We start from the raw sequence: 14614 nt of genomic DNA, 5'->3' as shown, positions 1-14614 counted from the left end.
AATTGAATTGATTCTTTATTTAGTTAATTAGGCTTCCGTAGTATTTCTTACTTTCGTTTGATACATAACATTTGGTTTAGTACCTACGTGTTCAAGTAAATGATACATACGATTATCCTCTGTTAATTTAGCTACTTTACTATCCTTATCATTTATATCACCAAATGTCATTGCTCCAGAAGAACAAGCAGCCGAACAAGCAGTTTGGAATTCTCCATCCTTAATTGCTCTTCCCTCTCTTTTAGCATCCAAAATTGTTTTTTGAGTCATTTGGATACACATAGAACATTTTTCCATAACCCCTCTTGAACGAACAGTTACATCTGGATTTAATACCATACGCCCTAGATCATTGTTCATATGATAATCAAATTCATCGTTTTCATTATACAAGAACCAGTTAAATCTACGTACTTTATAAGGACAGTTATTTGCGCAATATCTTGTTCCTACGCAACGGTTATAAGCCATATGATTCTGACCTTGTCTTCCGTGTGATGTTGCCGCTACTGGACAAACAGTCTCACAAGGTGCGTGATTACAATGCTGACACATTACTGGCTGAAATGCAACTTCTGGACTATCAGAAGGAACTTCCATTTCACCAAATTCAGATAAAGAACTACCTAAACCAGAAATAGCATCTTTCTTATTATTATCACCTTCAAAACTTTCTTCTGAAGAATAATAACGATCAATACGCAACCAATGCATATCACGCGATCTTCTAATCTCAGACTTCCCAACTACAGGAACATTATTCTCAGCATGACAAGCAATAACACAAGCTCCACATCCTGTACAAGCATTTAAATCTATAGAAAGATTAAAATGATGCCCAACAGAACGATCAAACTCATCCCAAAGATCAACTTCTGGCGAAGTAACATCAAACTCAATATGATCTTTACTTACCTGAGGCATCTTGTTCCAATCTTTTGGATTGCCCGTATTAAATATCTCAAGAGTCGTTTCTTTAATAATATCTCCACGACCCATCAATGTATTATGTAACTGTACACAAGCAAATTCATGTGTACCCTCAGCCGCTGAAACAGAAACAGATTGTACCGCATTTTGATTCTGGTATAATGCAAATGCATTAACACCTACTTGCATTTCTTCTTTTACACCAACTATCTTACCGTACCCTAAAGCTAAACCAATAGTTCCTTGTGCTTGCCCTGGCTGAATGATTACCGGTGCAGTCACATTAACTCCATTCACCGTAACAGTTGCATAACTACCATTTAAAGCTCCATTCGCGACATTTTCATTCATCAAGCCATTAGCCTCTGCATCTGCTCTTGAAACTGTTAGATAATTATCCCAAGAAGCTCTGGTTATAGGATCAGGCATTTCTTGTAACCAAGGGTTATTAGCCTGTTGCCCATCACCTAAAGCAGTCTTCGTATATAATGTAAGTTCTAATCCATTTGATTTTGCAGTAGCCAATCTTCTTGCCGCAGCTCCAATATTAGGACCAACAGGTACTTCAACCTCTACAGCGTCTCCTTCTGGAGCAGCAATAGCAGTCTCTAATGACTCCTTAGCAAGCACTGGCTTAACCAATACTCCATCATGTAATGCCTGATTCCAAGAAGTACCTCCTAGTACACCTGTCCAAGCATCTTTAATATAATCGTTATAAGCGGCAGTATTACCTGTCCACTTCAATAATGTTTCTTGAAATTGTCTAGTATCAAATAGAGGGCGAATAGTAGGTTGCATCAAACTGTAGCTACCTTTCTTTAATTCTACATCTCCCCAAGACTCTAAATAATGAGGTGTAGTCGCAACATAAGTACACTCAGATGCTGTGGCATCATTATGCATACTAAAAGCAACAGAAACGTCAACTTTTTTAAGACCTTCTTTAAACTCATTTGCATTCGGAAGAGAATATGCTGGATTAACACCTGCTATTAAAAGTGCACCAACACGTCCTGCATTCATATCCTTCACCAACTGAGCTACCGCCTTAGCATTACCTTGACGAATTTTTCTTGGTGTAGCTTCATTAAATGCTTTACTACTAATATGCTTATTAATAGCCAAAACTAACAATTGAGCATCCACATCTTGAATACCAGAAACTACAACTGCGTTGCTTCCTGCTTTCTGTATATGCTTAGCCGCTTTAACAACTTCGGCATCCAAACCAGCATCCAATGCTCCTTTGGATCCGGCACCAGTAACATATTTATATAAAGCTGCTAACACCTGTTTTTGTTGAGTAGGCGTTGCTTTTACTCTTTTATCTGCATTTGCTCCAGATAATGACATATTTGCTTCAAAATGGATATGTTTAGACATTTTCCCATTTTCAGGAACACGTCCTTGTGCATATCCACTGTCATATCCTCCTCCTTGCCAATCTCCTAAGAAATCAGCAGCTATACTTACAATAGTATTTACTTTAGAAAAATCATAATCAGCTAATGCTCTTTCTCCATACATCATTTCGTAAGCGTCTAATGCTTCACTGTAAGATATAGCATCATATACCACTTGAGAAACATTAGCATATTTTGCTTTAAACTCTGATATCAATTTAGATGTAGAAGGACTAGCAAATGTCTGAGTTAACAATACAATTTGTTTTCCTCCTAAACTATTTAGCTTAGATCCAACCTCTTTATCAAGAACATCCCAACTAATATCTTCATCTCCTTTTTTGGGACCTTGCAAACGAGTACTATCATACAATGATAACACTGAAGCATGAACTCTAGCATTTGCCTCTCCATTAGAAGTAGCAAGGTTATTATTTTCTACCTTGATTGGACGACCTTCTCTTGTTTTTATTAAAACACTTGCAAAATCATAACCATCTGCAATAGTAGTCGCATAATAATTAGCAACACCAGGAACTATTCTTTCTGGCTGTACTACATATGGTATTGATTTAATTACTGGTCCTTCACAAGCTGCTAAAGATGCAGCCGCTGTACTAAAACCTACATATTTAAGAAAGTCACGACGTGAAGTCGAAGAACTTTCTAGAGATGACTTATCTCCTAAAAACTCATCCGTAGGAATCTCCTGAACGAACTCATTTTGTTGTAGCGTCTCAACAATAGAGCTATTTTCGTTTAGCTCTTCAACACTTTTCCAGTATTTCTTGTTTGATGACATATATAATTGATATTAGCTTCTTACTTATTTTTTCGCTTAAACGACGAATAAATCATTTTATTAATAGTGGCACTTACCACATTCCAGACCACCCATCTGAGCAGCTGTTAACTTATCCACTCCATACTTCTTAGACAATTCTTTGTGTATTTTATCATAATACTCATTGCCTTCCATTTTCACATTAGTCTCTCTGTGACAGTTAATACACCATCCCATTGTCAATGGAGCATGTTGATACATAATTTCCATTTCTTCTACAGGTCCGTGACATTTCTGACACTCTATACCCGCTACGCTTACGTGCTGAGAGTGATTAAAGTATGCAAAGTCTGGTAAATTATGGATACGCACCCATTTTACAGGCTCAGTTTCGCCAGTGTAAGACTGAGAATTCTCATCCCAACCAACAGCTTTATATAACTTCTTAATTTCACCGTCATAAAACTCCTTCGAATAATCAGCCGTTGCAGTACCTTCAGCAACCTCACTAATTGATTTGTGACAATTCATACAAACATTAAGCGATGGAATTCCTGAATGTTTAGAAACTCTAGCTGAAGAGTGACAGTACTTACATTCTATCTTATTGTCTCCTGCATGTATTTTATGAGAATAATGTATTGGTTGAATTGGCATATATCCCTGATCAACTCCAACTTGCATAAAATAACCATAAACAAAGTATCCACTAGCAAGCAATACAAATATTGCAGAAACCAACACTAAAAATTGATTTTGAACAAATGCTTTCCATATTGGAGTTCTAGCTTCTGCTTCAGGTAATTGTACACCATTTGCTTCTGCAAAATTCCTAAGTGTTTTATTAACTAAAAACAACACTACTACCAACATTAGGAACACTAATGCTAAAGCTGCTAAAATTAAATTAGAAGACACTCCAGAACCACCAGATTGACTAGTCACTTCACCAGGAGGCGGTGGAGGCGGATCAGCTTTTGGCACCATAACATATGCCAAGATATTATCAATATCCGTATTTGTTAATTGAGGAAAGGCATTCATCGGAGTCTTCTTGTACTCTTCAAAAATTGCAACTGCGTCTGCATCTCCAGAAGCAATCATTGCTGCACTATTCTTAATCCAAGAATACAACCATTCTGTATCTCTTCTCTCGGTAACTCCAAACAATGCTGGACCTGTCATTTTCTTATAACGCTTGTGACAAGCAGCACATAGCGATTTAAATAACGCTTCTCCTTTTGCAACATCACCACCAGCAGCTGATTCCACAGCAGCGGCTTCAGTTGACACAGCTTCTTCCTGAGCAAAAACTGGATTCAATAAAGAGAACAAAAAAACAGTTCCTAAGAGTAGGAGTTTTGAGGCTGAATTTCGGTATTTCACCTGTTTCATATTATTAAGTAGAATTATCGTCTAAATTTTGGTATGGTTTTTTCATTATTTGTAAAAAATGACACAAAAACCACGTCCATTTAATTCGACAGCAAAAGTACTATAATAAGTCGATTTTAGAAATGTTAGCGAAGTGTTAAGTGGTAATTTATAATAATTCTAAATAATATTTTTAAAGGATTTTGAGTTATTAAACTTTACCTTTGTATCAAATCTATTTGTAATGAGAATTTTAAACAAAAAAAACAACCTTTTATTATTAGGTTTTTGTTTTACAGGAATCACCTATATAAGCGCACAAGATTCTACTAATTTGGATAATCCAACTGTTTTTACCACTGTAGAGATGACTCCACCAGCCGAACCAACCATTACTATCAACCAAGATCCACGAATCAACCAGCTGCTAAACATTAAAACCAAAATGGATAAAGACGGTGTTCTCAGTGAGAACTACAGGATTCAACTATATACGGGGGACCTAAAAAATGCAAACACAATTAGAAACAATGCAGAAAAGTCTTTCCCTCAATGGAGAGCAGACATCGTTTATGAAACTCCAAATCATAAAGTATGGATAGGTAATTATCGAAGTAAATTAGAGACGGATCGAGCATTAAAAGAGATAAGAGAAGAATTTCCTAACGCATTCCCTTTTAAACCAGAAAAAAAATAAATATCAAAATCCATATCACAAACATAAAAAAGCCTGATCAATATTGATCAGGCTTTTTTATTATAATCCTATATGTATATCGGTTTTATAATTTTTTCTTCACAGCAACTTCCTGGAAAGATTCTATTACATCACCTATCTTAATATCATTGTAATTTTTAACCTGCAATCCACAATCATACCCTTTAGAAACCTCTTTCACATCATCCTTAAATCTCTTTAAAGAAGCAAGCTCTCCAGTATACACAACTACACCTTCACGTATCAAACGAATTCCAGCATTACGTATAATTTTACCTGTCTGAACCATACAACCTGCAATTGTTCCAACTTTAGATATCTTGAATGTTTCTCTAATCTCAGCAGTACCAGTAATTTCTTCCTTCATCACAGGAGAAAGCATACCTTCCATTGCATCTTTTAGATCATTAATCGCATCGTATATAATCGAATATGTTCTGATATCGATTTCTTCTTTATCAGCAACCTGACGGGCATTACCTGCAGGTCTCACATTAAACCCTATTATAATAGCATCAGAAGCAGATGCTAGTAACACATCACTTTCTGTAATTGCTCCTACTGCTTTATGGATTATATTTACATGAATCTCTTCTGTCGATAGCTTCTGGAATGAATCCGTTAACGCTTCTACCGAACCATCAACATCACCCTTAAGAATAATATTTAATTCCTTAAAGTCTCCAAGTGCAATTCGACGTCCAATTTCATCAAGTGTAATATGTCTCTGTGTACGTACTGATTGTTCTCTATGCAACTGAGCTCTTTTAGAAGCTATATCTTTTGCCTCTCTTTCATCTTCTAAAACACTAAACTTATCACCTGCCTGAGGAGCACCATCTAGACCCAAAATAGATACTGGTGTTGAAGGACCTGCTTTCTTAACGTTCTTACCACGTTCATCCTGCATTGCTTTAACCTTACCACTATTCTTTCCGGCCAATACATAATCTCCAACTTGTAGTGTACCTGTTTGTACTAAAATTGTTGACACATATCCTCTACCTTTATCTAAAAATGCTTCTACCACAGTACCAGATGCCAATCTATCCGGATTCGCCTTAAGTTCTAATATTTCTGCCTCCAGAAGTACTTTTTCTAAAAGTTCTTTAACCCCTTGTCCTGTCTTAGCAGAAATATCATGGGATTGAATTTTTCCACCCCAATCTTCTACCAATAAATTCATAGAAGCTAATTTTTCCTTAATCTTATCAGGATTAGCTTCTGGTCTATCTACTTTATTTATAGCAAAAACAATCGGAACACCAGCAGCTTGCGCATGACTGATCGCTTCTTTTGTTTGCGGCATTACATCATCATCTGCAGCTATCACAATAATTGCTAAATCCGTTACTTGAGCACCACGAGCACGCATTGCTGTAAACGCTTCGTGACCCGGTGTATCTAGGAATGCAATCTTTTGACCATTTTCTAATTGAACACCGTACGCACCAATATGCTGCGTAATACCACCACTTTCTCCTGCTATTACATTCTCTTCACGAATATAATCTAACAGAGAAGTTTTACCGTGATCAACGTGTCCCATTACAGTAACAATAGGTGCTCTAAGTACAAGATCTTCTGGAGCATCTACTATTTCTTCTATTGATTCTTCAATATCAGATGTTACAAAATCAACTTCATATCCAAATTCATCTGCAACAATAGAAAGGGTTTCCGCATCCAAACGTTGGTTCATAGTCACCATAATACCTAATGACATACAAGCTGATATTACTTGAGTTGTAGGAACATCCATCATCGTCGCCACCTCAGAAACCGTAACAAACTCAGTTACTTTAAGAACCTTACTTGCCTGTTCTTGCTGAGCCACATCATCTTCCACTTTTTGGCGATGCTGATCACGCTTATCTCTACGATATTTAGCTGCTTTGGATTTATTTGATTTCCCTTGAAGCTTCTCAAGAGTTTCTCTTACTTGTTTTTGTACTTCTTCTTCACTAGGCTCCTCCTTAACTACAGCAGGTCTCTTTCCTTTTCCTGGACCTCGGTTTGGACCTCGGTTTCCTGGACCACGCCCACGATTACCGCCTTGTCTATTACCTGGTCCTCCAGATTTAGCTCCTCCACCATCTTTGCTAATTCTTCTACGACGTTTTTTTGGATCGCTATCGGAAGACTTCGATTTATCTTCTTTCTTTTTTGGAGGTTTCTGAAACTTAGTTAAATCAATTTTTTGACCAGTAAAATTCGGACCATCCAACTTCTTATACTGAGTTTCTACCTTTACAGGTTCTCCCTGAGGTTCCGGTTCTTTAGAAGCAGGAGATTCCTTTTTAGCTGGCTGCTCTGCTGGTTTAGAAGCTTTCTTTTGTTCCAGATCTATCGCTGCAACTTTAGCTATTTTTATACCTTTTTTAGCAGGCCTATTAGAAACCACTTCAGGAGCCTTTTCTTTCACTTCCTCTTTCTCCTTTTCAACTTCTTTTACCTCTTCTATCTTAGGAGCTTCTTCTGTTGCTGCTTTTTCTTCGGGCTTCTCAACAACTTCTTCTTTCTTATCCAATTCTATTTTACCTACTTGTTTCGGTCCAGTCAATTGGGCTTTGGCTTTCACAACTTCACGAGCTTCAGCGCGCTTACGTCTCTCCTCTTGTTCCGTTTCAATCTGCACTCTGAGCGCTTCTTTCTCTTTTCTTTTTTCCTCACCAACCTCTTTTGAAGCTACCTTCTTACTCTTGTCTGTCTGGAACTCATCAAACAACAGCTGATAGATCTCCGAAGAAATCTTTGTGGTAGGACGCGAGTCTATCTCATGACCTTTTGAATTCAAAAAGTCAACAGCCCGATCTAGCGAGATATTGAATTCGCGTAATACCTTATTTAATCTCATTGTTTTTGCTTCAGCCATAAATGCCTTATTATTTTATGCTCAAATATAAATTAATTGAAGTTATTAATCTTCAAATTCTGATTTTAATATTCTAATAACTTCACTAACAGTCTCTTCTTCAAGATCTGTTCTTTTTACTAAGTCTTTAATATCTTGCTCCAAAATACTCTTAGCTGTATCTAATCCTATTTTAGCAAATTCTTCTATAATCCAAGAGTCTATTTCGTCGGAAAATTCTGATAATTCAACATCTTCTTCAACCCCTTCTCTAAACACATCAATTTCATAACCTGTTAATTGACCAGCCAATCTAATATTGTGTCCTCCACGTCCGATTGCTTTAGAAACTTCTTCTGGCTTCAGCATAACTTCTGCTCGGCTACCCTCTTCATTAAGCTTAATAGAAGTTACTCTTGCTGGACTTAAAGCCCTAGTAATAAACAACTGAAGGTTATTCGTATAGTTTATAACATCAATATTTTCATTACCAAGTTCTCTTACGATACCGTGGATACGAGATCCTTTCATACCAACACAAGCTCCAACTGGATCAATTCTATCGTCATAAGAGTCTACAGCTACTTTAGCTTTTTCTCCTGGTATTCTAACAACTTTCTTAACAGTAATCAAACCATCAAAAACCTCTGGAATCTCAGACTCGAACAACTTCTCCAAAAACAATGGAGATGTTCTAGACATAATAATTGCTGGTTTATTACCTTTTAACTCCACAGATTCAATAACCCCTCTTACATTTTCTCCTTTTCTGAAAAAATCTGAAGGTATTTGTCTATCCTTTGGTAAAATAATCTCATTACCCTCATCATCCAACAAAATAATCGCTCTATGACGAATATGATGCACTTCTGCAGTATATATCTCTCCTTCTAATTCTTTAAATTGCTTATAGATATTAGTGTTATCGTGTTCATGAATTTTAGAAATTAAATTCTGACGTAAAGCCAAAATTGAACGTCTACCTAAATCTATTAACTTCACTTCTTGAGAAACGTCTTCTCCTATTTCAAAATCTGGTTCTATTTTTTGCGCTTCAGAAATTGATATTTCCTGATTTCCATCCTCAACTTCACCATCAGCAACAACCACACGGTTTCTCCAAATTTCTAAATCCCCTTTATCAGGATTTATAATGATATCGAAATTATCATCACTACCAAATTTCTTTTTTAATGCATTTCTAAACACATCTTCTAAGATCGCCATTAGCGTAACACGATCGATTAACTTATCATCCTTAAATTCTGAAAATGACTCTATTAATGCGATATTTTCCATATCAATTTATAATTAAAATGTTATCATAACTTTAGCTTCCTGTATTTCATCATAAGAAACAGAAGCCTCCTTTATTACCGTTATTTTTCCTTTCCCTACTGGTTTTGGCTCTCTTGCTTTCCAAACCAAATCTATACTATTATCAGACACAGAAACCAACTCTCCTTCAATAGTATTACCACCTTCGGTTTTTACCTTTAATTTTCTACCTATATTCTTTTTATACTGACGTCGATGAACTAAGCCTTCAGAAACTCCAGCAGACATTACTTGTAAAGAAAAATCTTCTTCTTCTCGGTCTAAATTATGCTCAATCGCTCTGCTTAAAGCTATACAATCCTCTACAGTTATACCACCATCACCATCAACAATAATCTCTATGATGTTACCAGGATGTATTTTTTGACTGATCAAGAAAAGAGAAGGCCTTTCTTCTAGGGCTTCTGCTAATAAACTTTGAACTTTATCTTTTAATAACATAGGCAGATAAAAAGAGGGGACTTTCCGTCCCCTCAATCTGGTTTTTTAATTTCAACGGTGCAAAGATAGTAATAATATCTTAGATTCAAAATCTACTTAAGAATGAATTTATTCGTAAATTTAAATGACTGTTAGCTTATTACAACCTAACGATTTTAAGAATCATAGGAAAAATACATTTTTTAATCTACAGTTCACGCAAACAAAAAAATAACTAACCTAAACCAAGTGCTACTTGGATATTGATAAATTTCTCTTAAACACACTTAACCATGATTAAAAGAATTCTAGTACCTACTGATTTTTCTACTCAAGCAGAAAGCGCCTTAAAAGTAGCAGCGCAAATCGCTAAAAAGAACGATTGTCAGATCTATCTTTTACATATTTTAGAAATGCCAGTTCATCTGGTCGATTTAATGTCTTCTGGAGCTTCCGCTTCTGCGCCGGAAGCCATATTTTTTATGAAACAAACACATAAGAAGTTTGAAGAAGTTTTAGCTAGTGACTACCTAAAGGATCTAGAAGTAATCGAAACTGTTAGTTTTGAAGATGTTCTCCGTGGAATTATGGATTCGTGTGACAAGAATGATATAGACATGATTATAATGGGTTCCCACGGATCCTCCGGGTTTGAAGAATTATTTATTGGCTCTAATGCCGAAAAAGTAGTTCGAACTTCAGAAAAACCTGTGCTTGTAATTAAAGAAGATTGTAACATCTACAATGTTAACAACCTTGTGTATGCTACTAATTTTGATGATGAAGATAAACCCTCATTAATATCAGCGCATGAATTTGCTAAACAACTAGAAGCAAAATTACACTTAGTGTGGATAAACACAGCAAATAGTTTTAAAACAACTAGAGAAACGGAAGAAAAAATGAATCTAATGATTGCTGATCTACCTATTGACAACTACTCACTAAATATTTACAACGACATCAATGTAGAAAAAGGAATTTTAAATTTTGCAAATTCGGTAGATGCAGGCCTTATAGGAATTAGCACACACGGAAGAAAGGGATTATCTCACTTTATTAATGGAAGTCTTGGAGAAGACGTGGTAAACCATGCTAAAAGACCCGTTCTAACCTTCAAAATATAATTTAATCTTACTTATAAATAAAAAAGAGCTACATATAATATGTAGCTCTTTTATGTTGGTCTACTAGGGCTCGAACCTAGACTCTTCTGGACCAAAACCAGACGTGTTGCCAGTTACACCATAGACCAATGCGTCATTGCGGGTGCAAATTTAATATATTCTTTTTGGTCTGCAAACATTTTTTTAAAAAAATATTCATTCTTTAGTTTTTATCCTATTTATTGAGCCAGTTTTATTTACCACTTATCCAAAATATAAACTTCTGTTAAGCGTTTGCTAAAAAAACTAATAGAGAAGTATTTTTATTACTAAATTCGCCACACGTTATAACAGTTATATCTTATGAGCACATTCAACTTTAAAAAGTGGAATAAAATATTAGGATGGGTAGTTTTTGGAATCGCCCTTTGTGTATACTCCTTAACCGTAGAACCAACAGCTAGTTTTTGGGATGCAGGTGAGTACATAGCTACATCTTCTAAATTACAAGTTGGACATCCACCGGGAGCACCTCTATTTCAAATGATAGGCGCTTTTGCTTCCATATTTGCTTCAGACCCCACGCAGATAGCGCTTGTTGTTAATATGACCTCAGCTTTCGCTAGTGCTTTTGCCATTCTCTTTATGTTTTGGTCAATCACTATCCTTGTCAAAAAATTAATTATAACGGATGAAAGTTTTACGGATGGTAAAGCTTTGGCAACCTTAGGGAGCGGCTTAGTTGGGTCTTTGGCATTCGCTTTTACCGATAGTTTTTGGTTTAATGCAGTAGAAGCAGAAGTATACGCAATGGCTACCTGTATTTTATCTGTATTGTTTTATTTAGGATTACTCTGGGAAAGAGACATGCATAACCCGAGAGGCAACCGATGGTTAATTTTAATTGCTTTTATTGCTGGACTTTCATTTGGAGTTCACTTTATGGGATTACTTTCCATACCAGCAATAGGATTGTTATATTATTTCAAAAACTATAAGGTTACTATAAAGAATTTTATTGTTGCTAACATCGTAGTGGTAGCAATACTTTTATTTATATTTAAGTTACTACTACCTTCCACTTTAAAATTGTTTGGATGGTTTGAGGTTACTTTTGTGAATAGTTTTGGAATGCCATTTAACTCAGGGACTATATTTTTAGGCCTCATTATAGCAGCGGCATTTTATTTCATTCTTAAATACACGCGCAAAAAGGAATTCCCTTTAATCAACTCTGCTGTACTATGCGTGTTATTTATATTCATTGGTTTCTCTTGTTGGATCATGCTTCCTATAAGAGCTAATGCTGGAACAGTCATAAATGAAAATAATCCAAACAATGCTCGTGAATTACTCGCTTATTATAACCTAGAACAATATCCAGAAACTCATCTATTTTATGGACCACAATTTACTGAAATATATGCCGGACTCGATGAAGACGAACCTTATGAAGATGACAAACCTAAATATGAGAAAAATCTAAAAACTGGGAAGTATGATATTGTAAACGACTGGAAAAATGCTAGACAAAACATAGATGATGATCATAAGGCATTTTTACCAAGAATGTGGAGTACCGAGCATATTTCCAATTACATGGACTTCACCGGACCGATTAGGTTCACTATAAAACCAGAGTACCAAGATGAATCCGAATTACTTGAAGCTGTTACGCAATTTAGAAGAGAATATGCGGTAGGTAAATTAGACAATGACGACTACAATAAATTCTTACGCTCCTTTGGTGATTATTTAAATGTAGAAAAACCATCTTTTGCATCTAACGTTTTATATCTCCTTGAATATCAAATAGGATATATGTATTGGAGATATTTTATGTGGAATTTTGTGGGTAGACAAGATGATAATCAGGGAAAATATAGCAATCTAGAAGGTAATTGGCTTAGTGGAATTAAATTTATTGATGAAATACACTTAGGATCTCAAGACAATTTACCTGGGGATGTATTAAAAAACAAAGCTCGTAACACCTATTACTTTTTACCATTATTGCTTGGTCTCATTGGTTTTGTGTTCCAAGTACAAAAGGATAAGAAAAATTTCTGGGTGCTATTAGCTTTTTTCTTATTTACAGGATTGGCCCTAAAAATATATCTTAACGAAAGACCTTTTGAACCAAGAGAAAGGGATTATGCCTTAGTTGGTTCATTTTATGTATTCGCTATATGGATAGGTTTTGGAGTATATGCATTATTCGACATTCTTAAAAACTCATTAAAACCAAAATTACTAGCTCCTCTAGTAACTACAATATGTTTACTCGCCGTACCCGTTTTACTGGCTGCTCAGAATTGGGATGACCACGACCGTTCGAATCGATATACAGCACAAGCTATGGCAAAAATGTACCTTCAATCATGCCAAAAAGACGCTATACTTTTTACAATAGGTGATAATGATACATTTGCATTATGGTATGCTCAAGATATAGAAGAATACAGAACTGATGTAAGAACAGTAAATACTAGCTTATTTGCAACAGATTGGTACATCGATCAGATGAAAAAAGCTGCATATGATGGTAAACCAATCCCATCTCAGTTAACACACGAGTTCTATAGGTTTGGAAACAATGATGCTATTTATTACAAACCAGTCACTAATGATACTATGCTTATCAAAAACTGGATGCGATGGATTGAGACTGATGATCCTAGAACCAAAGGTGACTTACAAAATGGAAAACAAGTAAACACTTTTCCAACGAAACATATAAGAATTCCTGTTGATAAAGAAGCCGTTCTTAGAAATGGAATCGTATCACAAAAAGATGCTCATCTTATAGTTCCTTATATAGATATACATTTAAAAGGTGATCTACTATTTAAAAATCGATTGCTAATGTTAGACATGATTGCTAACAATAACTGGGAAAGACCTGTATATTTTACTGGTGGAAGTTTTGGTGATGATGATTATTTATGGATGAAAGATTATTTACAATTAGATGGTGTTACCTATAAACTAGTTCCTATTAGAACTCCAATAGACAAACGAAACCCTTATGACATGGGACGTATTGATACAGACCTTATGTATAACAATGTTACTAGCTGGGATTGGGGAAATAGCGAAAACCCCAACATTTACCATGATCCTGAAACTCGAAAAAACGCTATTACTTATCGTAGTAATCTAGCTAGATTAGTAGAAGCATTGATTAATGAAGGCAAAAAAGATAAGGCTAAAACAATTCTAGACCTTGGGATGGAAAAAATGCCAATAGAATTCTATGAGTATTACACGCTATTAGAACCATATGTAAGTGGATACTACGAAGTAGGAGAAAAAGAAAAAGCGCGTGATTTATGGAATAAAATCGCAAAAAAATATCAAGAACAATTGACATACTTCGGGAGCCTTACTTTAGAACATCAATATGAATATGCTAGTGAGATAGTAAGTAATGTAGAAAGATATAGAAGTGTTGTAGATCTTCTAATAATCAATCAAGACAAAGAAATGATTGAAGAAAAGGCTGAAGAATTTAATAGATACCTAAGATTATTTACAAGACTTTATTCTGAAGATGAAGAGTATGACAATCAAGATGTTTTGGAAGATCAAGAGCAAGATTTGCAAAAAGAACTTCTAGATAGTCAAAAACCATTAGATACTTTAGAAGAACTACCAAAATCATAACACAACTGAGCCTTTTAA

At 35.5% G+C, this 14614-nt stretch carries 8 protein-coding genes and 1 tRNA gene; 3 read left to right on the top strand and 6 right to left on the bottom strand.

Going from position 1 to position 14614, the window contains the following annotated elements:
- Positions 1-27 precede the first annotated feature (27 nt).
- Both D1815_RS19370 and D1815_RS19365 read right to left on the bottom strand, forming a co-directional pair.
- Positions 28-3138, bottom strand: coding sequence for a TAT-variant-translocated molybdopterin oxidoreductase (locus D1815_RS19370; RefSeq protein ID WP_118388952.1), 3111 nt, complete (start codon positions 3136-3138; stop codon positions 28-30).
- A gap of 60 nt (positions 3139-3198) precedes the next feature.
- Positions 3199-4515 (bottom strand): c-type cytochrome, encoded by a 1317-nt coding sequence (locus D1815_RS19365; protein WP_118388951.1) that lies wholly within the window; start codon positions 4513-4515, stop codon positions 3199-3201.
- A gap of 223 nt (positions 4516-4738) precedes the next feature.
- Between D1815_RS19365 and D1815_RS19360 the strand changes: the two genes are divergently transcribed.
- Positions 4739-5191, top strand: coding sequence for an SPOR domain-containing protein (locus tag D1815_RS19360; protein ID WP_081415620.1), 453 nt, complete (start codon positions 4739-4741; stop codon positions 5189-5191).
- An 85-nt stretch (positions 5192-5276) separates the two neighbouring features.
- On the opposite strand, the gene infB is transcribed toward D1815_RS19360, so the two are convergent.
- The 3 genes from infB to rimP are packed head-to-tail and all read right to left on the bottom strand — an operon-like array spanning position 5277 to position 9845.
- On the bottom strand, positions 5277-8087 hold the full coding sequence (gene infB, locus D1815_RS19355) for a translation initiation factor IF-2 (RefSeq protein ID WP_118388950.1): 2811 nt from the start codon (positions 8085-8087) through the stop codon (positions 5277-5279).
- A 45-nt stretch (positions 8088-8132) separates the two neighbouring features.
- Entirely contained in the window at positions 8133-9365 is a 1233-nt protein-coding gene (gene nusA, locus D1815_RS19350) for a transcription termination factor NusA (RefSeq protein ID WP_027393429.1), read from the bottom strand.
- Positions 9366-9377: 12 nt separating this feature from the next.
- Positions 9378-9845, bottom strand: a complete 468-nt coding sequence (gene rimP, locus D1815_RS19345; RefSeq protein WP_027393428.1) for a ribosome assembly cofactor RimP — start codon at positions 9843-9845, stop codon at positions 9378-9380.
- 272 nt (positions 9846-10117) lie between these two features.
- Here rimP and D1815_RS19340 point away from each other — a divergent pair, with 272 nt between their 5' ends.
- Entirely contained in the window at positions 10118-10951 is an 834-nt protein-coding gene (locus D1815_RS19340; RefSeq protein WP_369899335.1) for a universal stress protein, read from the top strand.
- 55 nt (positions 10952-11006) lie between these two features.
- On the opposite strand, the gene D1815_RS19335 is transcribed toward D1815_RS19340, so the two are convergent.
- Positions 11007-11079, bottom strand: a tRNA-Gln gene (locus tag D1815_RS19335).
- 214 nt (positions 11080-11293) lie between these two features.
- Here D1815_RS19335 and D1815_RS19330 point away from each other — a divergent pair.
- Positions 11294-14596: a DUF2723 domain-containing protein gene (locus D1815_RS19330; RefSeq protein ID WP_118388949.1), complete on the top strand. Its 3303-nt coding sequence runs from the start codon at positions 11294-11296 to the stop codon at positions 14594-14596.
- Positions 14597-14614: the final 18 nt, after the last annotated feature.

It is taken from the genome of Aquimarina sp. AD1 (assembly GCF_003443695.1).
Classification (GTDB): Bacteria; Bacteroidota; Bacteroidia; order Flavobacteriales; family Flavobacteriaceae; genus Aquimarina; species Aquimarina latercula.
The sequence above is the reverse complement of the archived record's forward strand: the minus strand, read 5'-3'. Positions and strand labels throughout refer to the sequence as shown.